Here is a 24,706-nt window from a genome sequence, read left to right on the forward strand (position 1 = left end):
CGGCGCTCGATCTCATAGGCGCTGAAACATTCAAGGCGAACATACGGCGACCCAGTGACTTTCCCTCCCCCTCCCGAAGTCCCACTCCCTGGTACCCCCACAATCACAACACCAGGCCGGACCACCATGCACCCTCAACGCACCGCCTTGCACAACGAGTTGCACGCCCGCCCGTCGCTGTATTTCGACGGCCCGGCGCATGTCTTCCACCTGGCACTGCTCGGCGGCGATGCCGCTTGCGCCGCGCTGCTGCAACGCTGCTGCCCGAATGCGATCGACGCCGAGGCCGCCCAGGGCATCACCCGCCTGGATGGCCACCCGTTCAAGTGGGAACGGCACACCGAGTTCTTCACCCTGACCCTGGTGGTGCCATGCTCTGCCGCCGACACCGAATGGCAGGCGCTACCGCCGGTGCTGGCCGAGGCCATCGCGCCGCAGGCGGCCCAGGTGATCAACGCCGTGCAAGTGCTGGTGCGCGACGAACAGGGCCTCGACCTGCCCCACTACGGTTTCAAGGACCCGTGCGGCTCTTGCGTCGGCGGTGGCGATGCAGTGGTGTGGAGCGATTTTCGCCTGACCGAGGATGGCACCAACCGCTTCCTGTTCATCAACCGGCGCCTCAATGCCTACCGCCAAGGCCGGATGATCCGCCGTCTGCTGGAGATCGAGACCTACCGCATGATGGCTTCGCTGACCCTGACCACGGCCAAGGCCCTGAGCCAGGAACTGGATGGCTTCGACAAGACCCTGGTGCAACTGTCGGAACGCAGCGCCGGCGGTGATGGCCATGATTCCAAGGCTTTGCTCGAAGCCATCGCCCACCTGTCGCGCCAGGTGGTCAGCCGCACGGTGAAGACCCGTCATCGCTTCGGTGCCACCCAGGCCTATGCGCAGCTGGTGTTCGAACGGCTGGGCGAACTGCGCGAGAGCCATGTCGGTGATTGCCAGCGTCTGGGGGTGTTCATCGAACGCCGCTTCAAGCCGACCGTACGTTATTGCGCGGCCACTGAGCAGCGGCTGGAGCAACTGGCGAAGAACGTCGCCAACCTGGGCGACCTGCTGCAGGCGCGGGTGCAGGTGGAGATGGAAGAGCAGAATGCCGGGATCTTGCGCAGCCTCAATGCCCGTGCCGATGCCCAAGTAAAGATTCAGCGGGCGGTGGAGGGGTTATCGATCATCGCCATCACCTATTACCTGCTGAACCTGTTCAAGCTGCTGTATGGCGGGCTGAATGTGCTGGGGATGGGGTTGACGGCACGGGATGCGCTAATGGGAATGGCTCCCCCGGTGCTGCTGGTACTGCTGGTGATTCTGATGCGAATCAGGCAGGCCAAGCAGCACTGAATGCGGGGGCGCGCTGTGCGCCCCCGACTATTCACACCGACGCGTCAGCCGGGCGCGAGCCTTCCTGCACCAGCACCATGCTCTGCGGCGAAGACAGGGCAATGCCTTCATCGCGCAGGCGGCCAAGAATGGTGAACAGCAAGTCGCTACGGGCGCCCGACACCTGCCGCGGCCCCGCCACATAGCCACTCACACCAATGACCATGCCTGCGGAAGTCAGGTCCTTGAAGGTCACCGAGCAAGCTGGTGCATCGAGGATTGCCTCATGCTCGCGATAGGCCGCCAACAGCAGATCACGTACAAGGTTGGCATCGGTCTCCAATGGCAAGGTCAGGGTGATACCCACCACGCCCAGGGCATTGCCCATGGTCACGTTGCGCACGTTCTGCGAGATGAATTGCGAGTTGGGCACGATCACCGTGGAACGGTCGGACATCTGGATCTCGGTGGCGCGCACGTTGATCCGGCGGATATCGCCTTCGACCCCGGCCAGGCTCACCCAGTCGCCCACCTTGACCGGGCGTTCGGTGAGCAGGATCAGGCCCGAAATGAAGTTCTGCACAATCTGCTGCAAGCCGAAACCGATACCGACCGACAGCGCACTGACCACCCAGGTCAGGCTGGTCAGGTTGATGTGCAGGGTCGACATCACCAGCATGGCCAGGAAAATGAAGCCGAGGTAACCGACCAAGGTCACCAGCGAGGCGCGCATGCCGGCGTCCATGTCGGTTTCCGGCAGCAGTCGCTCGCTCAGCCAGCGCTTCACCACGCGGATGGCGAACAGGCCGCCGAACAAGATCAGCACCGCCAGCAGGATGTCCTGCGGCACGATGTTGAGGTTGCCGAGCAACTTGCCACCGGTGCCGTCCCAGTCACCCAGGCTCAGCAGCAGCTCGCCGGGGCTGGTGCCCGACGGCATCAGCGCCAGCAGGATTGCCAGGAACAACAGCACCGTGCGGCTGATACCAACAAGGATGGTGCTGGCCTGGGCCTGGTGGCGTGGCGCCAGGCCCAGGGTCGAGGCGAGTGCCAGACCGCCCGGTTGGCGAGGCGACAGCAGGGCTTCGCAGAGGTCGCTGAGGAACGTGGTGAGCAGGTAGGCACACACCGCCACCACGCTGATCCACAACAGCTTGGCCGTGAGGAAGTAGGCCAGGGTCAGGTAGCCAGCGAGCAGTGCCAGCACGATCAGCCCGACCCACACCACGGTCACGAACGGGATCAGCCCGGCCCAGCCAGCCGGGCGCTCCAGGTTGTGCTTTCTCAGGGTGCGGCGGTAGCGCAGCAGTGCCACCGTGAAGATCGCTGCCACCACCAGCGCGGTCAGGCCATTGGTGGCCACGGTCAGCGCCAGGCTGGTGCCGATCACGCTGTTGATGCGCTCCATGGTCAGCATGACCATCAGCGCCAGCGCCAACAGCTTGGGGAACCAGCCAAGGGCGCTGGCCACTTCGTCGTGAATCGGCGGCAGGCGCCAGGACGGACGCTGCAGCATCAGCATGGCGCGGCCCAGGCCAGTGATGAAGGCGCTGAACACCACCAGGGTGAGGAAGTGATTGGTCAGGCTAGCGACGTCGGAGCCGAGCTCCGAGCTGCTTTCCAGGCCCCAGCGCAGCAGCGAAACGGAACCGGAGATGGTGCCCAGGGTAGCCAGGCTCACGCTCAGGGCCAGGGCGCTGCGCCGCAAGCGGCCTTCTGGCAGGCGGTGCACCATGATGCTGGCCAGCATACGCTCCAACAGCCCGCGCACCACAGTCCATACCAGGATCGCCGCCACCAGGCTGGTGATGAAGAACCAGCGATGTTCGGCACTCAAGGCACTGCCGACAGCATCGGTGGCCTCCTCGCGCAGATCGCGCAAGCGCGCTACGTCGTCCGAGGTGGGGCGGATCAGGCTCTGCCAGAACGCCGGGCTCAACGGCGTCGTGGCTCGGCTGAGGATTTGCGAGTTGAACTGGCTACGGCGCAGGTTGACGATTTGCGTGGACAGGTCGCGGGCCGATTGAGTCAACTTGGCTGCCTGTTCCTGCTCGGCAACCAACGCCTTTTTCTCGTCAGCCAACTGCTGGCGCTGACGGGTCAGCACTTCGGCTTCTTCCGGCTGCACCGGGCCGAGCACCTTGAGCTTGTCGTCGAGCTTTTCAACATCTGCACTGCGCAAGGCACTCAACGCTTCGGCCTGGCGTTGTACCTGCACGGCGGACAGGCGCAACTGCGACAGCAGGTCGTCGTTGGCATTGCTGGTAACGCCCTGGCGGATCTGGTCGAGCCGATCGCTCAGTTGCTCGTAGCTGGCATTTTCGTCCAGCACCGGTACTTCCGCCGCTGCCAGGCTGGAAACCGGCGTGGCCGGTGCCGACCAGGCCGGCGTGGTCAGCGACAGCAGCAGGGCCATGACGCCCAGGTAGAATCGGGCAAGGCTGACACGCCTCATCGAATGTTCCTCTTTACACATCGAACTGGCGGGGGATTCTACGCGGCTTCCGGCAATCAGGAGAGTGCCGTTTCTCGCGCCAGCAGTTGCCGTTTGCGCTCAACCCCCCAACGGTAGCCGCTGATGTCGCCGTCACGGCGCACCACACGGTGGCAAGGAATGGCCACGGCGATGTGATTGGCCGCGCAGGCCATGGCCACGGCCCGCACCGCCTTGGGTGCGCCGATGCGTTCGGCGATCTCGGTATAGCTGACCCGGCCGCCCACCGGCACCTCGCGCAAGGCCTGCCAGACCCGCTCCTGAAAGGCGGTACCTTGCACATCCAGTGGCAGGCTCAGCCCCAGTGCCGGCGCTTCGACAAAGCCGACCACTTCGGCGACCAGCCGCTCGTAGCCGGCATCGCCACCGATGAGGCGGGCTTTGGGGAACTGATTTTCCAACTGCTCAAGCAACGCCTCGGGGTCATCACCCAGCAGGATCGCGCAAATGCCCTTCTCGCTCTGGGCCACCAGAATCGCCCCGAGGGAGCACTGACCGATGGCGAAGTGGATGGTCGCTCCGGCGCCGCCTGCCCGGTACTCGCGGGGGCGCATGCCCAGGCGCTGGTCAGCGCTTTGGTAGAAACGGCTGTTGGAGTTGTAGCCGGCGTCATAGATCGCATCGGTCACCGTACGTTGCCCGTCGCCCAGCCTCTCGCGCAGACGCCTGGCGCGAAAGGCGCTGGCATAGGCCTTGGGGGTGAGGCCGGTTTCGGCCTTGAACAGGCGGTGCAGATGGAAGGGGCTTACGGCCAGTTGCGCGCCGAGCTGGTCGAGGCCGGGCGGGGTGTCGCTGCTTTCCAACAGGCGGCAGGCGCGGGCAATCAGGTCAGCGCGACGGCTTTCGCCCGGCTTGGCCATGCAGCGCCGGCAGGCACGGTAGCCGGCGGCTTCGGCGCTGGCGGCGTCATTGAAGAACTCGACGTTGTCGCGCTTGGCCATGCGCGATTTGCAGCCGGGGTGGCAGTACACGCCAGTGGTGCGCACGGCGTAGACGAAGTGGCCGGCGGCAGAGGTGTCACGGGACTCGACGGCTTGCCAGCGCTGGGTTTCAGTGGTGAAGGCATTCATCCGGTCAACCTCGGCTATCTGTTTCATCGGTTACGGCCGCTTCGCGGACATGCCTGCGCAACCGCCGCGAAAGGGCCGGCAAAGCCAAGGCAAAGTGATCAGGCCCGCCACAGGTACCAGGCCGCCACTGTCCGATACGGGCTCCAGCCACCACCCAGCGAGCGCATCTGCGCCGGGGTTGGAGCCTTTTCCAGCCCCTTGAGCCGACGATACCCCTCGCGCACGCCAAAATCGTCCACCGGCAGGATATCCGAGCGCTCCAGGCTGTAGATCAACAGCATCTCCACGGTCCAGCGCCCGACGCCACGCAAAGCGATGAGCCGCTGGATCAATGCATCGTCCGATAAGCCCAAGGCCTCCTCACGACTGGGCACCACACCCTCCAGGCTGGCCTGGGCGATACCCTGGATGGTCGCCAGCTTGCTCGCCGAAAAGCCGCAACCGCGCATCACCTCGGGGCTGACCGCCAGCAGTTGTTCCGGCGCCGGAAACGCCTGCCCAGGGAACAGCGCCAGCAACCTCCCGAGGATCGCCTCGGCCGCCCGCGCATGCAACTGCTGATAGGCAATCGCCCGCACCAACACTTCATAAGGCTCGCGCCCTGGCGTCGCCTGGTGCAGGCAGGGCCCGGTCACCTCGATGTGCCGCGCCCAGTCAGGGTCCAGCGCTGCCAGGTAGTCGGTGGCTTCACGGTAGGCGGCGGGAGAAAGGTCGGCGAGAATCATCCGTAGCTCCTGTGGCGTCAAGGCAGGTCCAGCTTAGCCCAGCCACTGATCGGGCAAACGCCGGATCTTGCGCCACCAATTCCTCAGTCTGCAACGGCGCGCAACTTCCCCACCCGGCGGTACGATTGCCGGGCACAGCACACGAACAGCCCTGCCATCAGCGCCAGCGCCATCGGCAAGCCATGCGGCGCCACATCCATCGCCGCCCCGCTCATCAGCGGCCCGACCAGGCTGCCGACGCCCCACAACAGCCCCACGCTGGCATTTGCCGTGACCAGGTCCTGCCCTTTGAAGCGTTGCCCGATCAGCACCAGCGCCAGGGTGTAGATACCGCCCGCCACCGCGCCCAGCAGCACCAGCATCGGCCACAGCAGCCAGGCCACCTGCAGCAGCCATGGCAGGGCGATGCCGATGGCCATCGCCACCAGCCCGCACACCAGGTGCAGCCCGGTGCGCTCGACGCGGTCGGCCAGCCAGCCCAACGGCAGCTGGAACAGCATGTCGCCGGCAAACACCACGGTCACCATCAGCGCCGCCACGGCCACGGCAAAACCATGGCTGCTGGCGTACACCGGCAGCAGCGACAGCACCACGGCATCGAAGAACGAGAAGAACAGCACCGCCACGCACAGCGCCGGTGCCACCCGGAAGAAGCCGGCCAGGCCGAAGCTCTTCTCGCCCTCGTCGCCATGTTCGACATGGTCGTTGGGCACGGTCAGCAGAATGCACAGCAAGGCCAGGCCATAGCCAAGGGTAACCACGCCAATGATCCAGGGGCTATCGGCGCCAATCAACGCGATCAGTGCCGGGCCAAGTACCTGGAAACCGGTGAAGCTGGTGGCGTACAGGGCCATGATCTTGCCGCGGTTGTGGTCCGGGCACAGCTCGTTGACCCAGGACTCGCCGAGGATGATCGCAATGCCCATGCCAATGCCCAGGCCCAGGCGCAGCACGGCCAGCAGCCACAGCGTATCGAACGCCGAATCAAGCAGGGCGATGCTCACGGTGCACAGGCTGAAGCACAGCAGGTAGATGGTGCGCCGGGTCAGGTGCCGGCAGCAGGCATCGACCATGAACGCCGAAAGCATCATGCCCGCAGCCGGGATGGCCGAGATGATGCCGATTTCCAAGGTCCCGGCCCCGGCCTCGTGCAGGCGCAACGACACCAGCGGCAGGCTGGCCCCCAGGCTGAAGCCCACTACCGATACGGCGAACAGAAGGCCCGCCAGCAAACGCATGTTCATGTACCACTCCAGGCAAAACTGAAAAGACGTGCAGATACAGGCGCCCATACGCTCGCCGGGAAGGCGGACGACGCAGAGGCGCTGGGTGTCAGTTCAGGGCTGGGTGTGGCGAGAAGGTGAAGGCGAACAGCACACTGCGGCGACGCTTGAGCACCGTATCGCTCGGCCACGCACGACGCATGGCCTGCAGAGCAGGCTGGCGGGTGTGTGGGAGGGATTGGCTACGGCGCATTGCTGTGGCTACTACGCAGGTGTGAAAAAGAGAGGCGGCACTCTAGGCCAAGCCTGACCAAGTCGTCAATTGCCCGGGGCTGCTCGCAGCCCCCGGCCCTGTCAGCGCTTACCCGTATTTGGCAGAAACACCGCCAACAGGCCGAACAAAGGCAGGAACGAGCACAGCCCGTACACATACTCGATGCCACGCAGGTCAGCCAGGTACCCCAGCAGCGCCGCACCAATCCCGCCAAAGCCGAACATCAGGCCGAAGAAGATACCGGCAATCATGCCCACACTGCCGGGCACCAACTCCTGGGCATACACCACGATCGCGGAAAACGCCGAGGCCAGAATGAAACCGATCACCACGCTGAGCACGGTCGTCCAGAACAGGTCGGCATACGGTAATGCCAGGGTGAACGGCGCCACTCCGAGGATCGAGAACCAGATCACCGCCTTGCGCCCAATGCGGTCACCGATCGGCCCGCCAAAGAAGGTACCCGCCGCCACCGCGCCGAGGAACAGGAACAAGTGCAGCTGCGAGCTGGCTACCGACAGGTCGAACTTCTCGATCAGGTAGAAAGTGAAGTAGCTGGTGAAGCTGGCCATGTAGAAGTACTTGGAGAACACCAGCAGCCCGAGCACGATCAGCGCCGCGATCACCCGCCCGCGCGAGATGCCGTGGCTGGCCTGCAGCGCCTTGCGTGCCTTGGCCTGGTCAAGGTGTTGCTTGTACCAGCGGCGCAGCATCAGGGTCACGGCAAAGAAGAACAGCGCCGCCACGCCAAACCAGGCTACGTGAGTCTGGCCGAATGGAATCACGATGGCCGCCGCCAGCAACGGGCCGAAGGCAGAACCGGTGTTGCCGCCAACCTGGAACGTCGACTGCGCCAGGCCAAAACGGCCACCCGAGGCCAGCCGCGCGATCCGCGAGGTCTCCGGGTGGAAGGTCGAGGAACCGATGCCGACCAGTGCCGAAGCCAGCAAGATCATCGGGAAGCTGCCAACGAAGGCCAGCATGACGATCCCCACCAGGGTGCACAGGGTACCCAGCGGCAACAGGTTGGGCGTAGGTCTGCGATCGGTGAAAAAGCCCACCCAGGGTTGCAGCAACGAGGCGGTGATCTGAAAGGTCAGGGTGATCATGCCGATCTGGGCGAAGCTCAGGTCGTAGTTGGCCTTGAGCATCGGGTAGATCGCCGGCAACACCGACTGGATCAGGTCGTTGATCAGGTGCGCCAGGGCGCAGAAAGCGATGATGCGCATCACCAGCGGATTGGCTTGGGTCGCCGAACCGGTGCTGGCAGTGGGAGTGCTGCTGATGGCCATGAGCTTGAATTCCGTCCGCAGGTTTGGCATCCGATTATCAGGAAACAAATAGATACATAGCTAGCTTTTTTATTTACCGGACAGGCGCACTTGTAAATGGTTCTCAATATATTTAGCATCTTCGGCCTATCCTCCCCGTAATCGTTGGGCGTAGCAGCCCTCACGCGAGCACCCCGATCATGAGCCCGATGCCCGCCACGCCGCTTCAGGCCGATCCTCAGCAGGAAGCGCTGGAGTGGTTTTCCCGCCTGCGCCAGCCCGGCTGCGATGAAGGCGAACGCCAGGCATTCGGCCGCTGGTGCCAGGAGCCCCAAAACGCGCATGCTTATGCCGAACTGGAAGCGTGCTGGCAGCAACTTCAGGTGCCCGCTGCCCGGCTGCGGCCACGTTTGCTCACGGTCCGCCGCAGTTACATGGGCACGGCATTCGGCGTGCTGTTCCTGCTGTTGCTCAGCGCTTTTGCCTGTCTTTACTGGCCACTGATGCAACGCTTGGCCAGCGAACTGGCCACTGACGTGGGCGAGCGCCGCAGCGTGCGCCTGGCCGACGGTTCGGCGTTGCACCTGGACAGCGCCAGCGCAGTCAATGTCGACCTGCGCGGGCGCACGCGCCAACTGCACCTGGTACAAGGCCAGGTGTATCTGGAGCTGGTACTCGATGGCCGCGCCATGGAAGTTCAGGTCGAGGATGCCCGTATCCAGGTGTACGGCACCCGCCTGATGGTGGCGCGGCATGCCGATCAAGATGAACTGGTGGTGCTCAATGGCAAAGCGCTGGTCACCCAGGGCGGTGAGCAGCGCATGGTGTCAGCGGGCGAACGGGTAACCTTCACCGATGCGCGGATCCACCCCGTGCAGAAAGTCGACGAGAAGAACGTGGATGCGTGGCGCTTTGGCCGTATCGAGGCCATCGACATGCCTCTGGGGCAACTTATCGAGCGCCTGGCCAGCTATCAGGGCCGGCGGGTCTGGCTGATGGATGAACAGGCGGCCCATCGACGCGTGACGGGCAACTTCAATCTCGATCGTCCAGGCGAAACCCTCGCGGGACTGGCTGCTGAGGAGGATTTGCAGCTGTACGGCGTGCTTGGGCAGTGGCTGATCGTCCGCTGAAACCGAGGTCGGTCGCTAAGTTTTTGAAAGCGTGCAATTTTTTTTTGAAATGAGTGTTGACACAGGTCCATCACAAGGGAATAATGCGCCCCATCGGCTACATAGCTCAGTTGGTTAGAGCATAGCATTCATAATGCTGGGGTCCGGGGTTCAAGTCCCTGTGTAGCCACCAAACTTGAAAAGGGCTTACCGCAAGGTAAGCCCTTTTCTTTTGCCTGTAGAAAAGTCCAGCCCATCAGCGCACCCCGGCGATCGCCACGGCCAAACTGTCACCTGGGCTTGCTGCAGAACGACGAGCCTGGTCCGCCATCACCACCCCAGGTGCGATACCCCGCAGTATCGATGTGGATGCGCCCGCTGGGATAGCGCCCCAGCCCCATGTTCCAGGCTTGGCCATGCTGCTGCCAGAAGTGGCACAGCGGATTGGGGTCGGCCCAGGCCGGCAGTAGGATATCGACCGCGAAAGCGCGGGTATGGGCACTGCCCACGGCACCGCCCGCGCAGCGATTGAGGTCGGGATTGCGATAGGCCGACACCACTTCGAACTGGCGCAAGATACCTTGCCCGCCGAGGGTATTGACCAACGACAACGTGGAACGCACTGCCGGCCAGTTGTTGGCCGGCGGCACCGCAAACGGCGAGGCATGGCACAGTTTCCAGTCCGAAGCCGAACGCAGCAGCTGATGAATGGGCACCACACCATAGAGGCGCGCATCCACCAGCATCTCGCGAAACGGCCGGGTTTGATGATCACCAGCCCATTGCGCGAACATCCACACGTCGCGCTCGTCTGCCAGCAGCCCTGTGCTCGACAGCACACCTGCAACCAATAGCAGCCGGCTCGCTCTTCTCATTCCCATGCTCCCTGCCCCAGTATGAGCGCGGCCGTCAAATCGGGCGGCCACTGACAAGGAGTTAAGCATGCACAAGACTGCCGCAACGAGCCTCGCCGCCCTCGCCTTCAGCGGCCTGGCCATGGCGGATGCGCGCATCGACCTGGGCGATGCCCAGCGCGTTACCCGCCTGTTCGCCTTCCCCAACAATTGCCACGTGATCTGCTACCGAGACTGGACGCTGGAACAGACGGTCGAGCACTACCTGACCCAGAGCGTACGCCGTGACGGCCACGCCAACGCCCAGGTGCACGTCAGCCGTGACCACGACCGGCTGCACGCCACCATCAGCGACGTGCCCGCCAACTATGCCGAGCCCCTGCGCAAGCTGCTCGACAGTGGCGAACTGGCCTACAACGGTGCCACCCAGCTGAACAAGGACGGCAAATGGTCCTACGACTGGTACCTGTTCCTGCCGCTGGGCATGGCCCTGCAGAATCGCCGCAGCATCGAGCTGCTGCACTTCCCGCCAGACTATTCACTGACCCAGGCACAGGACTACCTGCGTTCCAACACGACCGACCGCTGGGCCGAACTGCTGACCTTCAACGGCGTCGACGCCAGCCAGACCCCGGCCTACCAGACCATCATCGACATCGCCCCGATCGCCGCGCCGGCCAGCGCGGGAGATGCCCTGACCGGCACCTATGGCTACTTCAAGGACTACCAGCTGCGCATGGTCAAGGAGATGACTTTGCAAAGCGCTGCCAAACCGCTGCCGATGGTCGCCTTCGGCGCCCCGGTACGTAACTGGATCCAGCAGCAATACGGCCCGCAGGTGGGCGTGCTGGGCCTGGTCAGCATCAGCCCGCAGGCGGGTGCACAGGTGCCGGTGCTAGGCGCCAACCACCCCAGCGCGATCTGGTACGCAGCGGACAAGGACAGCCATGGCGGCGATCAGGATGCGGCCGATGTCGCAGGTCTGAAGATGATGGGCCAGGATTTGACGGCGGCCTGCTGGCAGGCCGGGATGGGGCGTAACCCGGGGGCCGAAGCGAAGATGACCCTGGATGCCTGCTCGACCAAGTGGCAGGTGACACAGAAGAAGCAGACGTGCGAGCTGTTCTTCCGCACCGTGCGCAAGTACACGCCAGAGCAGGCGGCGGCGAAGTGCAATACCGGGCAGATGACCAGAAGCCTGCGGGACCTGCGCAAGCCAGTCGATCTTGAGTGAGGCGTTACGAACAATGTCACCTGCAATGCTGAGACATACACTTTAAATGCAGCTTCAAGGTGCCACGGGTCCATTTTGAGCGATCATTCTGTCGCTACAGCGATCCGGATCGGAGATGCCCGTTGACCTTCTCGGTCACAGTGGCATAATCACTTCACTACTCAACCCCGTACGCGATGATTCAATTCGTCGGCAGTTGGGGTGAAGAAACCGGCCTAGTGCCGGTTTTTTCGTTTTCAGGGACATGCAAGCCTTGCGTACCGCGTGCTTCGTCGATGGTTACAACGTCTTCTACGGCCTGGTGGCAGGCACAAGTTTCAAATGGCTGGACCTGCCTTCTCTCGTCCAACATATTATTCACGTAGAAGCACCAGGAAGCGAGCTTACCTCTATCGACTTTTTCACCTCAGGTGAAAGCCGTCGCTGGCCAGCCGCGGAAGCCAGTCCAAAGAAGCTCAAGACACGTATCTCCGCGCCCTGATAGCGAAAGGCGTAGTCGTCCACTACGGTCGACATCAGCTGGAAGCACGCAATGCACCTAGATTCATCAGCAAGGCATCTCCTCCCTCGAGACTCGACCAAGTAGCCATCTGGAAGCTCGAAGAAAAAGAGACGGATGTTCACATCGCCATCAGCATGTATCGGCTTGCCTCCAGGCAAGCCAGCCTCCCGGCAGAGGACCGAGTCCAGCAGCTTGTACTGGTTTCTGCCGACACTGACATGACACCCGCCCTGAAGGCTATCAAGGAGGACTTTCCCGACTTGCGTCTTGGCGTAATCCTGCCGCATAGGGAGGGCATGAAGCGGACAACGCCAGGCTCTCTCAAGAACCACTCACATTGGATGCGGCACCTGGTAACGACTGAGGAACTTGCCGCTCATCAGTTCCCGGAGCGGGTATCTACCAAGAAAAGGCCAGCCATCAAGCCCGAATACTGGTAGCCAGGCGACAAGTATCTCAGCTGGATGTTAGTCCTCAAGCAGGGTACAAGCCATCACCAGCGCGTCTTCACGCCCACCCGCAACCGGGTAGTAATCACGGCGCCGGCCGATCTCATTGAAGCCATACCGCTCATACAAACGATAAGCCGACTGATTACTGGCCCGCACCTCCAGGAAGCACTCACGCCCATTTAGCTGATACGCCCGCGCCATCAGGTGTTCAAGCAGCTTCAGCCCCAGCCCACGACCCTGGTTCTCGGGTTTGACGGTAATGTTGAGCAGATGCGCCTCATCAATGATCACATTGATCACCCCATGCCCTACCTGCTGCTGCCCGTCGAACATCAGCCACACTTCGTAGGACTTGAGTGCGTCCTGGAAAATCCCGCGGGTCCAGGGATGACTGAACGCGGCATATTCGATCTTAAGCACGGCATCCAGATCCGCCTCGGTCATCAGGCGGAAACTGATCGAGTCACTCATTCAACGCTCTTCCAGCGCGCCATCAGCTGGCGCATCGCTTGCCAGACGTCCGCCTTGCGCTGCGGCTCGTCCATCAACAGTTCAAGGCCTGGCAACGCCCACGCATCACCCAGGCCATCGACCTTCAGCACTTGGTAATAAGCCGCCTCGTCGGCGCTGGCCGCGTAACGCATGGCCGGCAAGCCGATCAGCCACAGCACGCTGCAGGGGCTTTGCTCCAGGCGCGCCTGAATGAAGCCCCGGACGAAATCCCGTGCGGCATCCGGGCCCTGGTCCATGTTGCCGCGCACCAGCAGCGGCCAGCGCACCGGCTCGCCGATGATCTGCGGCGCATCGGGCAGGCCGGCGGCACGCAGCATGTCCTTGAGCAACAGATAGGATGGGTCGCGACTCTGGAAAGGCTGACCGGTAGCCAGTTCGACCAGCAGCAGGCAGTTGCCGGCACGCAGCAACTGCAGCGAGAAGCGCGGTGGTGGCACCGGGGCCGGACGTGGCGCCGGGGCCTCCTCCTCGGCGTCGACTGGCTTGGCAGCGGCCTTGGGCGTGCTGCCCGGGCGCGGAATCTCGATTTTCGGGCGCTCGCCGGAACGGGCCAGGGGTGCGGCCGGGGCCTCGCTGGAGGCCGGCGCAGAGGGCCGAACCTCGAAGTCGATTTCCTCTACCGGCGCCTGCGGCAACAGCAGCTCGGCGCGCGACGGCGCGGCGAACGGCAATTCGGCACGCGGCAGCCAATGCACCACTTGCATGGCGGAAAGGTAGGCGCGGCGGCGGGGTTCGGTCAGCAAGGCTCGGGGATCCGGGGTTCGAAACGTCGCACATTCTAACGTTGTTGGCCGGGCTGTGCTGCAACTGGTCGGCGGAAATTTGTTGCCCATGCCGGCCTCTTCGCGGGTAAACCCGCTCCTACAGGTTCACCACCGGAGCGGGTTTACCCGCGAACAGGCCAGCAAATCCCCTACAACGGCCAAGGTTATCGCTCATTACAGACCAAGGGGTGAAATCCTCCCCCTCGGATGAAGTACAATCGCCCCCTTTTTACTTGGCAACGAGTAGACGCCAATGATCGAACCCAAGCGCGTCCTGCGCGCCCTAGCCGAACACTGGGCCCTGATCGAGCCGCTGTGCGAGCGTTTCGACCAAGGCACCCTGAGCCTGGTGGAGCTGCGCCAGCAACTGAGCCGCCAGCAGGTGGAAAGCACGCCGCAGGACATCACCCAGCTGCTCGACGTGTGGATCCGCCTGGACATCCTGGTGCCCGTGGCCAAAAGCCCGAACCGCTTCGAGCTCAATGCCCAGATCCACGACTTCCTTGCCTACCTGCGCCGCGAGCACCGGCTGGGCCTGTGCCTGGAGATCGAGGCCTACCTGCGTCACCTGGAGCGCCTGGCCGGGCATATCCAGGATGCCTTCGACAACCGCGACAGCGACGACCTGGCGCGCCAGCTGCGCCTGCTCGACATGCGCGTGCGCGACGTGCTGAAGAAGCTCGACAACGACGAGCAGGCGCTGGTCGCCGTGGCCGAACGGGCCAAGACCAGCAATCGCCAGATCCCGCTGCGCCAGCGCTACGCCGAAGTTCTGGCGACCTGGGACGAATACGTTGAGCCGATGATCCAGCTGGTGAACGCCGACGGCGCGTTCGAGCAAGGCGTACGCAAGGTTGAAACCGTGCTGCTGAAGCTGCTCGGCGAGCAGGCGCGCCTGGGCCACCTGGTCGACGATGACATGCTGATGCGCACCCACGCGCGCATCCTGGAAATGCAGACCAGCGCCCAGCTGACCCTGCGCCACGCCCGCGAACTGCTGCTGCCGCTGCGTGAAGAAGCACGCCGGCACAACGCGGTGACCCGCGGTGCCGCACTGGCGCTGTCGGTGATCCGGCGCAAGGGCATCGATGCCGTGCCGCAAGCCGCCATGCCACTGTTCACCCGCCCGCAGAGCACCTTCCTCGGCAGCGCCAGCCAGGTCGAGGCCTACGTCTATGCCCTGGCCCGCTTCGAGCCGAAGCCGGCCAAGTTCCCCAAGGCGCACAAGACCCAGAAAGGCCCGCTGCCGCGTGCGCCACGCACGGTCAAAGAGATGCTCGAGCGCTGCGAAGACGCCCTGCCGCTGCCAGACCTGATGGTCTGGCTGCTGGACCAGGAACCCGAAGGCGCCACCGACGAACTGCTGTACTGGTTCTCGCGCCTGTCACGGGAGAAGCGCTTCAAGCGCGAACGCCTGGAACGGCGCGAGTACACCACCCACGAACACCTGGTCAGCCTGCGCTCGTTCGCCCTGACGTCCAGCCGCGAAGCGCAACCTGAAACCCACTTGAGCCCAGCCAATGCATCTTGATCTTTCCGAACTGTCCCAGCTCGCGCCGATCTTCCGCGAGCTGTTCAAGGGCTTCCACGTCAGCCGCCGCGACCCTGAAATGTACGCCCAGCTGTCGAACTTCCAGGACCAGTACCGCACCCTGTTCAAGGCCCTGGGCTTCGAGCTGGTGTGCGATACTCGCGGTTTCTATTACTTCGTCCCCGAGCAGGCCGCCGCGCAGGTCAACAAGACTGCCCAGCGCCTGTCGCTGTTCACCTTCATCATCGTCGAGCACCTGGCCGACCAGGGCCGTGACCCGATGGCCGTGCTCGACGGCGGCAGCATCGGCCGCGACGAGCTGCCCTCGCTGCTGGACAAGTACCGCGACCTGTTCCTGCAGGCCGAAGTGCAGACCGTCGACGAGCTGGAAGAAAAGATCATGCGCCGCATGACCCAGCTCGGCTTCGCCCATGAAGAAGGCGGCATCTACCGCTTCCTGCCGCCGATGCACCGGTTCCTCGACGTCTGCCTGTCAGTGCAGCAGGACCGCGACCTGGCCGCCAGCCTGCACAGCGACCTGCCCTTGCCAGTGCCGGTACTGGTCGAGGAAGAAAGCCCGGAACAACTCAACCGCACCGACGACCCGCTCGACCTCACCCCGTTCGATGGCGAGGAAAGCGAAGAGGACGCCCTGGCCCGGGCCATCCGCGAAGAGCAACAGGAGATTGACGCATGAGCCAGGAACGCTACGGCATCCGCCGCTTTGCACTGCTCAACACCGCCGGCTACAGCCTCGGGCTGTTCCCGCTGGAGCACCCGCTGTCGGTGTATGGTGCCAACAACCTGGGTAAATCGGCGTCGATCAACGCCTTGCAGTTCCCGATCCTGGCACGCATGTCCGACATGAGCTTCGGCAAGTACAGCCTGGAGCAGTCGCGCCGGTTCTACTTCGCCAGCGACACCTCGTACATCCTCTGCGAACTGAACCTGCCCCACGGCACGCATGTGATCGGCGTGGTCGGCCGCGGCCCGGGCGGCGGTTTCGGCCACCAGTTCTTTGCCTACAAGGGCGAGCTGGACCTGGCTCACTACCAGAAGAACGACACCTGCCTGCGCCAGAAGGAGCTGTTCACCAACCTCGAGCGCCTGGGCCTGAAGGCCTATGAGCTCAAGCCTGATGAACTGCGCCGGCTGCTGGTCGGCGGCCACACTTCGTGCCCGCTGGACCTGACCCTGATCCCGCTGCGCTCCACCAGCGAGCAGAGCCTGAAAACCTTCCGCGCACTGTTCATCAACCTGCTGCACATGCGCGAGATCACAGCGGCCAAGCTCAAGCAGCTGTTCCTCGACGCCTTCGAGCACAGCCTGCGCTCGGGCAGCGTCGACTATATCGCCGCCTGTGAAGAAGCCTTCCGCGACGTGCGCCGCATGGAACAGGACTACAACGCCCTGGTCGCCGCGGGCCCGCTGGTCGAGGCCCTGGCCGGCGGCGTAGCCCAGCGCGACATCCTGCGCGGCAAGCTGCACCGCCTGTCGCCACTGCTCGACAACCTGCTGGGCACCTGGCAGGAATACGCCATGGCACGCAAGGAAGAGCTGGTGATCCAGGCCGAGCACTACCGTGGCGAACAGGATCGCCTGCAAAACGACCAGCGTGGCGGCACCCAGGAGCTGATGCGCCTGGAGCGTGAAATCACCGGCATTCAGCGCTGGCTCGGCGAGCTGTCGGTGCTCAAGCACCGCTTCGCCCTGGTCGATGACGTCAAGGTGCTGGAACAGGGCCTGTTGGCCGCCAAGGACGCCCACGACGAACTGGCCGGCGCCCTGGCGCAGTCGCGCCAATTCAGCGCCGAAGACCTCGACGAGCGCGTGCGCGACCTGGAAAAACGCCTCAAGCAGGTCAAGCAGCAGCTCGACCACGCCGACAACAACAGCTACGCCCGTCTGCGCGAAGAATTCTCGCAGCAGGATGTCGACCGCCTGATGCGCCTGTTCAACGGCGCGCTGTTCAGCTTGCCGCTGGGCGAGCGCGGCATCGAGCTGGACGACAGCGAGCTGTGGGTGAAGTCCCTGGAAGCCGTGCTCGACAGCTTCAAGGGCGAGCGCTTCGAGGCCCCTGGCCTGTCCATCGACCTCTCCAACATCGACCCACCAGCGCTGCAGGCCCTGGCCGACCGCGCCGCCCTGCGCGACCAGAAGGAGCGCCTGGAAAAGGAGCTCAAGCAGCTCAAGACCCAGCAGCAGGTCGCCGCCGACCGCACGGCCTCCAAGGCGCAGACAGAAGCCCTGTACCAGGAAGTGCTGGACGCCCAGAAGGCCCTGGAAGACTACCGCCGCAGCGAAACCCTGAGTGCCGAAGAGCCCGAGAAGCTGGAGCAACTTGCGCAGCTGGAAGCCGCCCAGGACGAGCTCAAGCGCTCCAGCGACGCCTTCACCGAGCGCGTCCAGCAGCTGTCGGCCAAGCTGCAGCTGGTCGGCCGCCAGATCGGCGACCTGGAATCCAAGCAGCGCACCCTGGAAGACGCCTTGCGCCGCCGTCAGCTGCTGCCGGCCGACCTGCCTTACGGCACGCCGTTCATGGAAGAAGTCGACGACTCCATGGACAACCTGCTGCCGATGCTCAACGACTATCAGGACAGCTGGCAGGCCCTGCAACGCGTCGACAACCAGATCGAGGCGCTGTACGCCCAGGTACGCCTCAAGGGCGTGGCCAAGTTCGACAGCGAAGACGACATGGAGCGCCGCCTGCAGCTGCTGGTGAACGCCTACGCGCACCGCACCGACGAAGCCCTGACCCTGGCCAAGGCGCGCCGCGCCGCGGTCACCGACATCGCCCGGACCCTGCGCAACATCCGCAGCGACTACGACAGCCTCGAGCACCAGCTGGCCCTGTTCAACCGCGAGATCAACAAACGCCAGGTATCCAACCTGGAAAGCTTCCGCGTCGTGCTGGCGCCGAACAAGGAAGCGCTCAAGCACATCGACCAGATCATCCACAGCGCCGGCCAGTACGAGGAAGGCGAGACCTTGTCGGTGTTCGACCTGACCCAGAGCGCCGAGCAAGACAACAAGAACGAAGAGGCCAAGGAGTACCTGGCGCGGCTGGTGGCGGCAAACCATAACCAGCTGGGCCTGAAGGACCTGTTCGAGCTGGCGTTCGAGATCACCAAGGTCAACGGCCAACCGATCATCCACGCCGACATCGACGGCGCGGCGTCCAACGGCACCACCATGACCATCAAGGCGCTGACCAACATGTACCTGTTGCTGCACCTGATGGACCGTGACCTGGCTGGGCGTATTCGCCTGCCGTACTACCTCGACGAGGCGGCGGACATCGACGAACGCAACCAGGCGGCACTGCTGGAAACCAGCCTGCAACTGGGCTTCGTGCCGATTCTGGCGAGCGTGAAGCCGCAGGTGTCGGCGCGCGTGGCGATCGACCTGGAAGGTGGCAGCGGGCCGAATGGCATCTACATCGACGAGGCGGACTGGAAGTACATCAGCCGGCTGGATGAGGTGAAGGCGATTGTGCGTGAGGATCAGGCCGAAGAGTTGGCCTGAGGTGATTGGGGCCGCTTTGCGGCCCTTTCGCGACGCAAGGCCGCTCCCACAAGGGCCTGCGTACATCGGCCAATGTGGGAGCGGCCTTGTGTCGCGAAAGGAGGCCAAAGGCCTCCCGGCGATCTACCAGGCTATCAATGCGCCCAAGGCAGGATCGGGATCGCCGTCACCGCATTCTGCGGGCTGCCTTCGATCATGCGGTCGCTGTACACCAGATAAACCAGCGTATTGCGCTTCTTGTCGAGGAAGCGCACCACCTGCATGGTCTTGAATACCAGCGAGGTACGCTCCTTGAACACCTCCTCGCCGTCCTTCAATTCACCCTTGAAGCTGATCGGCCCGACCTGACGGCAGGCAATCGAAGCCTCCGCCCGATCCTCCGCCAACCCCAACCCACCCTTCACGCCGCCGGTCTTGGCCCGCGAAAGGTAGCAGGTCACCCCGTCGACCTTGGGATCATCGAACGCCTCGACCACGATGCGATCATTCGGCCCAAGGAACTTGAACACGGTGGACACCTGGCCGATCTCCTCGGCCCCGGCCAGCACCGGCAGGGCAAGGACCGCCATCGCCATTACCCGCTTGAGCAGCTTCATACCAGCACCAGATTGTCGCGGTGTACCAGCTCCGGCTCGGCGATGTAGCCCAGCAAGGCCTCGATCTGATCGGACGGCTGGCCGATGATCTTCTGCGCTTCCAGTGCGCTGTAGTTGGCCAGGCCACGGGCCACTTCGACGCCATCCGGGCCGACGCAGACCACCATCTCGCCACGGCGGAAACTGCCCTGCACCGTCTTCACGCCGACCGGCAGCAGGCTCTTGTTCGCCTCGCGCAGCGCCTGCACGGCACCTGCGTCGAGCACCAGGGTGCCGCGGGTCTGCAGGTGGCCAGCCAGCCACTGCTTGCGTGCCGCCAGCATGCCGCGCTCGGGCGACAGCAGCGTGCCCAGGCGCTCACCGGCCTTCAGGCGATCCAGCACGCGCTCGATGCGGCCACCGATGATGATCGTGTGGGCGCCGGAACGGGCTGCCAGGCGCGCGGCGCGCAACTTGGTCTGCATGCCGCCCCGGCCCAGCGCCCCACCGGTACCACCGGCCACGGCGTCGAGCGACGGGTCGTCGGCACGGGCTTCGTAGATCAGCTGGGCTTCAGGGTTGTTGCGCGGGTCGGCGTCGAACATGCCGTCGCGGTCGGTGAGGATCACCAGCAGGTCGGCTTCCACCAGGTTGGCCACCAGCGCGGCCAAGGTGTCGTTATCGCCAAAGCGGATCTCGTCGGTGACCACGGTGTCGTTTTCGTTGATCACCGGTACCACGCCCAGGTCAACCAGGGTACGCAGGGTGCTGCGGGCGTTCAGGTAACGCTTGCGGTCGGACAGGTCGTCGTGGGTCAGGAGGATCTGCGCGGTGTGTTTGCCGTGCTCGCCGAAGCTCGTTTCCCAGGCCTGCACCAGGCGCATCTGGCCGATCGAGGCAGCGGCCTGCAACTCGTTCATCGCACTCGGTCGGGAAGTCCAGCCCAGCTGGCTCATGCCGGCAGCCACGGCCCCGGAGGAGACCAGTACCAACTCCACGCCTGCTTCACGCAGCGCGACCATCTGCTCGACCCATACGGCCATGGCGCCGCGGTCCAGCCCCTTGCCATCAGCGGTCAGCAGGGCACTGCCAATCTTCACGACCCAGCGCTTGGCGCCCGTCACCTTGCTTCGCATCTTCTTCCAACCTATGTCGAATCTATAGATACCGTGGATACAAAAACGCCGCTCCCGAGAGCGGCGTTTAGTGTACTGCAACCGGTCAGTCGCGCACGTAAATGATTTCCGGGCCGTCTTCGTCGTCCTCGAAATCATCGTCCCAGGCATCGTCGTCGCCGATGTCGTGCACGCTCTTGACGCCGGTACGACGCAGGGTACGGGCGTCGTCCAGGGCCTGCAGCTGGGCGCGGGCTTCGTCTTCGATACGCTGGTCCAGTTCGGCCAGTTCCTCGGCGTAGGCCGGGTCGTTGGCCAGGCGGTCGGCGCGGTCTTCGATGTAGCGCATCAGGTCGTGGCTGAGCTGCTCGGTACCCTGCTTGGAGATTGCCGAGATCACGTAGACCGGGCCCTCCCACTGCAGGCGCTCGATCACTTCCTTGACCCGCTCTTCGCGCTCGTCTTCCATCAGCATGTCGGACTTGTTCAGTACCAGCCAGCGCTCGCGGTCGGTCAGCGACGGGCTGAAGCGGGTCAGCTCGTTGATGATGACTTCAGCGGCATCGGCCGGGCTGCTGCCGTCGAGCGGCGCCAGGTCGACCAGGTGCAGCAGCACGCGGGTACGGGCCAGGTGCTTGAGGAAGCGGATACCCAGGCCGGCACCGTCGGAGGCGCCTTCGATCAGGCCGGGGATGTCGGCGATGACGAAGCTCTTCCAGCGGTCGACGCTGACCACGCCCAGGTTCGGTACCAGGGTCGTGAACGGGTAGTCGGCGACCTTCGGCTTGGCGGCCGAAACCGAGCGGATGAAGGTGCTCTTGCCCGCGTTCGGCAGGCCGAGCAGGCCGACGTCGGCCAGGACCTTCAGCTCCATCTTCAGGTCGCGCTGTTCACCTGGCTTGCCCGGTGTGGTCTGGCGCGGCGCACGGTTGGTACTCGACTTGAAGCGGGTGTTACCCAGGCCGTGCCAGCCGCCCTGGGCGACCATCAGCTTCTGGCCTGGCGTGACCAGGTCACCGATCACTTCCTGGGTCGAGGCATCGATCACGGTGGTGCCGACCGGCACACGCAGGAACAGGTCCTCGCCCTTCTTGCCGGTGCAATCGGTGCTGCCGCCATTGGAACCGCGCTGGGCTTCGTGGTGACGGGTGTAGCGGTAGTCGACCAGGGTGTTGAGGTTTTCGTCGGCAACCATGTACACCGAGCCACCGTCACCACCGTCGCCGCCGTTGGGGCCGCCGTTCTCGATGAATTTCTCGCGGCGGAAGCTCATGCAACCGTTACCGCCGTCACCGGCCTTGACCCGGATGGATACTTCGTCAACAAACTTCATTCAAAACCGCCTCTCGCCTGCGGGCGAGTTGAATACTGAAAAACCTGAGGCTCTTGCAAAAATGAGCGCGGCGGCCCCGTACGACCGTAGAAACCCACGCCGGCAGCCCATACAAACAGCTTTGCAAGAGGCTCACCACAAACGAAAAAGCCCCGTCGCGTGACGGGGCTTCTGGAGCGACGTCGCGATTAAGCGGCGACGATGCTCACGTAACGGCGCATGAACTCGCCTTTCTTCTCGAACTTGATCACGCCTTCGATCTTGGCGAACAAGGTGTGGTCCTTGCCCATGCCAACGCCGTAGCCAGCGTGGAATTCGGTGCCGCGCTGACGGACGATGATGTTGCCTGGCTTGATAACCTGGCCGCCATACATCTTCACGCCAAGGCGTTTCGATTCTGAGTCGCGACCGTTACGAGTACTACCACCAGCCTTCTTGTGAGCCATGGTTCAATTCTCCAAATAAATTCAGGGGACCGAGGCGATTAAGCCTGGATACCGGTGATTTTGATCTCGGTGAACCACTGGCGGTGGCCCATACGCTTCATGTGGTGCTTACGACGACGGAACTTGATGATGCGAACCTTGTCGTGACGGCCTTGCGAAACGACTTCGGCAACCACTTTAGCGCCGGCGACGACTGGTGCGCCGATGGTGACTTCTTCACCGTTGGCAACCAGCAGGACGCGGTCGAAAGTCACGGATTCGCCAGTGGCGACTTCCAGCTTTTCGATCTTGAGGAATTCACCTTCAGCGACTTTGTACTGCTTGCCGCCGGTAACGATTACTGCGTAAGACATGGTATTTCTCCGATAATCCTGCTCACCCAGCGCTTTATATGATGAGTATTGGCTGGCATGGCTGCATGGGGCTGGAACGGCCCTGTGCAATTGCGTAAGGCAGGTGCTGCCCAGGAAGTTAGGGTGCGCGATTGTACGCAACCCCGGTTTTGCTTGCAAGTCCCGCCCCCGGCCAGCGGGCACCGCGCCTTGACACACCGGGACCCGCGACCTAGCATGCCGCGCAACCTCACTGGAGCAGCCGATGCAACCCCAAACCTTCTACCGCGCGGTAGCTGAAGATTTCAGCGCCGTCGACGAGATCATCAAGAAGCAGCTGACCTCGCGCGTGCCGCTGGTATCGAAGATCGGCGACTATATCACGTCGGCCGGTGGCAAGCGCCTGCGTCCTCTGCTGGTCCTGCTGTGCGGCAAGGCCCTGGGCCGTGAAGGCGCCGACCTGCGCCTGCTGGCCGCGACCATCGAGTTCCTGCACACCGCCACCTTGCTGCACGACGACGTGGTCGACATGTCCGGCATGCGCCGTGGCCGCTCCACCGCCAACGCCCTGTGGGGCAACGCGCCGAGCGTCCTGGTGGGCGATTTCCTCTATTCGCGTTCGTTCGAGATGATGGTCGAACTGGGCTCGATGCCGGTCATGCAGATCCTCTCCAAGGCCACCCGGGTAATCGCCGAGGGCGAAGTGCTGCAGTTGTCGCGGGTACGCGATGCCAGCACCACCGAAGAGGTCTACATGGACGTCATCCGCGGCAAGACCGCCATGCTGTTCGAAGCCTCGACCCACAGCGCCGCGGCACTGGCCGAAGCCAGCGAAGCGCAGCGCGAAGCCCTGCGCACCTTTGGTGACCACCTGGGCGTGGCCTTCCAGCTGGTCGACGACCTGCTCGACTACGAAGGCGATGCCGAAGCCCTGGGCAAGAACGTCGGCGACGACCTGGCCGAAGGCAAGCCGACCCTGCCCCTGATCTACACCATGCGCGAAGGGACGCCGGAGCAGGCAGCACTGGTGCGCAAGGCGATCCAGAAGGGCGGCCTGGAAGATCTGGAGCAGATTCGCGAGGCCGTCAACGCCTCTGGCGCACTGAAGTACACCGCCGAACTGGCACGGGACTACGTCAAGCGTGCCATCGAGTGCCTGGAAGTGCTGCCAGCCAGCGAATACCGGGATGCGCTGGTTGAACTGAGCGAGTTTGCCGTCGCGCGTACCCACTGACAGACCGAGCCGCTTCATTCGCGGGTAAACCCGCTTCCACAGATTGTGCAAACGCTGTGGGGGCGGGTTTACCCGCGATGCATTTGTCCGGACAAAAATACTTCTCCCGCTAGACCTTATACAATATGGGCCTTTAACCGTCTGTCTGTTTAAGGAACCGAAGTGAGCACCCTGCCTCCCTGCCCAAAATGCAACTCCGAATACACCTACGAGGATGGCAGCCAGCTGATCTGCCCTGAGTGCGCCCACGAGTGGTCGGCCAGCGGCGAAGCCGAGGCGGCCAGCGATGACGTAGTGAAGAAGGATTCGGTCGGCAACGTCCTGCAGGACGGCGATACCGTTACCGTGATCAAGGACCTCAAGGTCAAGGGCTCGTCCCTGGTGGTCAAGGTCGGCACCAAGGTGAAGAACATCCGCCTGTGCGATGGCGACCACGACATCGACTGCAAGATCGATGGCATCGGTGCAATGAAGCTCAAGTCGGAATTCGTGCGCAAGGTCTGATTACAAAATCTGCCAATTGGCGCTTGCTATTCTGATAATAAGAATTATTCTCATTGGAGCCGCTTTCCAAGGAGAATCGCCATGACTTATCTGATCGACGCCTGGCTGGACCGCCCCCACCCCTATCTGCGCATCCTCCATCGGGAAACCGGTGAGGTGTGCGCAGTGCTCGAAGAAGAAGCACTGGACGAACTGCGCGAGCAGGGAGACCTGGATCTGTGCGGGCTGAATTCGAGTGAGCCGGTGGTGCTCAAGGAGTTGGTGCGCAACCTGTTTCTGTTCTGCTATGCGCGGGCCTTG

At 63.5% G+C, this 24,706-nt stretch carries 23 protein-coding genes, 1 tRNA gene and 1 pseudogene; 11 read left to right on the top strand and 14 right to left on the bottom strand.

Annotated features, from left to right (window positions below; genetic code table 11):
- The first annotated feature begins 126 nt into the window (after positions 1–126).
- Complete coding sequence (locus HU738_RS25015) at positions 127–1,344, top strand: DUF3422 domain-containing protein (protein WP_186604767.1); 1,218 nt, start codon at positions 127–129, stop codon at positions 1,342–1,344.
- 31 nt (positions 1,345–1,375) lie between these two features.
- Here HU738_RS25015 and HU738_RS25020 read toward each other — a convergent pair whose 3' ends face one another.
- From HU738_RS25020 to HU738_RS25045, 6 genes are all read right to left on the bottom strand, one after another.
- Positions 1,376–3,778: a DUF3772 domain-containing protein gene (locus HU738_RS25020; RefSeq protein WP_186604769.1), complete on the bottom strand. Its 2,403-nt coding sequence runs from the start codon at positions 3,776–3,778 to the stop codon at positions 1,376–1,378.
- A gap of 56 nt (positions 3,779–3,834) precedes the next feature.
- Complete coding sequence (gene ada, locus HU738_RS25025; protein ID WP_176506896.1) at positions 3,835–4,887, bottom strand: bifunctional DNA-binding transcriptional regulator/O6-methylguanine-DNA methyltransferase Ada; 1,053 nt, start codon at positions 4,885–4,887, stop codon at positions 3,835–3,837.
- 98 nt (positions 4,888–4,985) lie between these two features.
- Positions 4,986–5,612 (bottom strand): DNA-3-methyladenine glycosylase family protein, encoded by a 627-nt coding sequence (locus HU738_RS25030; RefSeq protein ID WP_186604771.1) that lies wholly within the window; start codon positions 5,610–5,612, stop codon positions 4,986–4,988.
- A gap of 83 nt (positions 5,613–5,695) precedes the next feature.
- Positions 5,696–6,856 carry an MFS transporter gene (locus tag HU738_RS25035; RefSeq protein WP_186604773.1) on the bottom strand — a complete coding sequence of 387 codons (1,161 nt, stop codon included), beginning with the start codon at positions 6,854–6,856 and terminating at the stop codon, positions 5,696–5,698.
- Positions 6,857–6,944: 88 nt separating this feature from the next.
- Entirely contained in the window at positions 6,945–7,088 is a 144-nt protein-coding gene (locus HU738_RS25040) for a hypothetical protein (RefSeq protein WP_176506899.1), read from the bottom strand.
- 101 nt (positions 7,089–7,189) lie between these two features.
- On the bottom strand, positions 7,190–8,401 hold the full coding sequence (locus tag HU738_RS25045) for an MFS transporter (RefSeq protein WP_176506900.1): 1,212 nt from the start codon (positions 8,399–8,401) through the stop codon (positions 7,190–7,192).
- A 188-nt stretch (positions 8,402–8,589) separates the two neighbouring features.
- On the opposite strand from HU738_RS25045, the gene HU738_RS25050 reads away from it, so the two are divergent.
- Both HU738_RS25050 and HU738_RS25055 read left to right on the top strand, forming a co-directional pair.
- Positions 8,590–9,513 (top strand): FecR family protein, encoded by a 924-nt coding sequence (locus HU738_RS25050; protein ID WP_186604787.1) that lies wholly within the window; start codon positions 8,590–8,592, stop codon positions 9,511–9,513.
- Positions 9,514–9,608: 95 nt separating this feature from the next.
- A tRNA-Met gene (locus HU738_RS25055) sits at positions 9,609–9,685 on the top strand.
- A 97-nt stretch (positions 9,686–9,782) separates the two neighbouring features.
- On the opposite strand, the gene HU738_RS25060 is transcribed toward HU738_RS25055, so the two are convergent.
- Complete coding sequence (locus HU738_RS25060; RefSeq protein WP_186604774.1) at positions 9,783–10,367, bottom strand: D-Ala-D-Ala carboxypeptidase family metallohydrolase; 585 nt, start codon at positions 10,365–10,367, stop codon at positions 9,783–9,785.
- A 67-nt stretch (positions 10,368–10,434) separates the two neighbouring features.
- On the opposite strand from HU738_RS25060, the gene HU738_RS25065 reads away from it, so the two are divergent.
- Both HU738_RS25065 and HU738_RS25070 read left to right on the top strand, forming a co-directional pair.
- Complete coding sequence (locus HU738_RS25065) at positions 10,435–11,580, top strand: hypothetical protein (RefSeq protein WP_186604775.1); 1,146 nt, start codon at positions 10,435–10,437, stop codon at positions 11,578–11,580.
- A 253-nt stretch (positions 11,581–11,833) separates the two neighbouring features.
- Positions 11,834–12,522: pseudogene (locus HU738_RS25070) on the top strand (NYN domain-containing protein).
- A gap of 27 nt (positions 12,523–12,549) precedes the next feature.
- Here the strand turns inward: HU738_RS25070 and rimI are convergent.
- Together rimI and HU738_RS25080 are read right to left on the bottom strand one after the other, a co-directional pair.
- Complete coding sequence (rimI, locus tag HU738_RS25075) at positions 12,550–13,005, bottom strand: ribosomal protein S18-alanine N-acetyltransferase (protein WP_054887607.1); 456 nt, start codon at positions 13,003–13,005, stop codon at positions 12,550–12,552.
- Positions 13,002–13,790: an energy transducer TonB gene (locus HU738_RS25080; RefSeq protein ID WP_186604777.1), complete on the bottom strand. Its 789-nt coding sequence runs from the start codon at positions 13,788–13,790 to the stop codon at positions 13,002–13,004. Before HU738_RS25080 ends, rimI begins: the two co-directional genes overlap by 4 nt.
- A 274-nt stretch (positions 13,791–14,064) precedes the next feature.
- Between HU738_RS25080 and mksB the strand changes: the two genes are divergently transcribed.
- From mksB to mksF, 3 genes are read left to right on the top strand one after another with little or no spacing between them, the layout of a single operon-like run.
- Positions 14,065–15,342 (top strand): Mks condensin complex protein MksB, encoded by a 1,278-nt coding sequence (mksB, locus tag HU738_RS25085; RefSeq protein ID WP_186604779.1) that lies wholly within the window; start codon positions 14,065–14,067, stop codon positions 15,340–15,342.
- Positions 15,332–16,039 (top strand): Mks condensin complex protein MksE, encoded by a 708-nt coding sequence (gene mksE / locus HU738_RS25090; protein WP_054887604.1) that lies wholly within the window; start codon positions 15,332–15,334, stop codon positions 16,037–16,039. Before mksB ends, mksE begins: the two co-directional genes overlap by 11 nt.
- Positions 16,036–18,867, top strand: a complete 2,832-nt coding sequence (gene mksF, locus HU738_RS25095) for an Mks condensin complex protein MksF (RefSeq protein ID WP_176506906.1) — start codon at positions 16,036–16,038, stop codon at positions 18,865–18,867. The genes mksE and mksF overlap by 4 nt, the downstream gene beginning before the upstream one ends.
- A gap of 134 nt (positions 18,868–19,001) precedes the next feature.
- Here the strand turns inward: mksF and HU738_RS25100 are convergent, their stop codons facing one another.
- From HU738_RS25100 to rplU, 5 genes are all read right to left on the bottom strand, one after another.
- Positions 19,002–19,463, bottom strand: a complete 462-nt coding sequence (locus HU738_RS25100) for a CreA family protein (protein WP_186604781.1) — start codon at positions 19,461–19,463, stop codon at positions 19,002–19,004.
- Positions 19,460–20,578, bottom strand: coding sequence for a glutamate 5-kinase (gene proB / locus HU738_RS25105; RefSeq protein WP_054887601.1), 1,119 nt, complete (start codon positions 20,576–20,578; stop codon positions 19,460–19,462). Before proB ends, HU738_RS25100 begins: the two co-directional genes overlap by 4 nt.
- An 85-nt stretch (positions 20,579–20,663) precedes the next feature.
- Positions 20,664–21,890 carry an Obg family GTPase CgtA gene (cgtA, locus tag HU738_RS25110; RefSeq protein ID WP_186604783.1) on the bottom strand — a complete coding sequence of 409 codons (1,227 nt, stop codon included), beginning with the start codon at positions 21,888–21,890 and terminating at the stop codon, positions 20,664–20,666.
- A 188-nt stretch (positions 21,891–22,078) separates the two neighbouring features.
- Entirely contained in the window at positions 22,079–22,336 is a 258-nt protein-coding gene (gene rpmA / locus HU738_RS25115) for a 50S ribosomal protein L27 (protein WP_003247464.1), read from the bottom strand.
- 38 nt (positions 22,337–22,374) lie between these two features.
- Positions 22,375–22,689 (bottom strand): 50S ribosomal protein L21, encoded by a 315-nt coding sequence (rplU, locus tag HU738_RS25120; protein WP_003247466.1) that lies wholly within the window; start codon positions 22,687–22,689, stop codon positions 22,375–22,377.
- 244 nt (positions 22,690–22,933) lie between these two features.
- On the opposite strand from rplU, the gene HU738_RS25125 reads away from it, so the two are divergent.
- The 3 genes from HU738_RS25125 to HU738_RS25135 form a co-directional block, all read left to right on the top strand.
- On the top strand, positions 22,934–23,902 hold the full coding sequence (locus tag HU738_RS25125) for a polyprenyl synthetase family protein (RefSeq protein ID WP_099815048.1): 969 nt from the start codon (positions 22,934–22,936) through the stop codon (positions 23,900–23,902).
- A gap of 162 nt (positions 23,903–24,064) precedes the next feature.
- A complete protein-coding gene (locus HU738_RS25130) occupies positions 24,065–24,406 on the top strand; it encodes a zinc ribbon domain-containing protein YjdM (RefSeq protein WP_054887598.1) in 342 nt (113 codons plus the stop codon).
- An 81-nt stretch (positions 24,407–24,487) separates the two neighbouring features.
- A partial coding sequence (locus HU738_RS25135; protein ID WP_217871515.1) for a PA4570 family protein occupies positions 24,488–24,706 on the top strand: 219 nt, incomplete at its 3' end.

It is taken from the genome of Pseudomonas vlassakiae (genome assembly GCF_014269035.2).
GTDB lineage: Bacteria > Pseudomonadota > Gammaproteobacteria > Pseudomonadales > Pseudomonadaceae > Aquipseudomonas > Aquipseudomonas vlassakiae.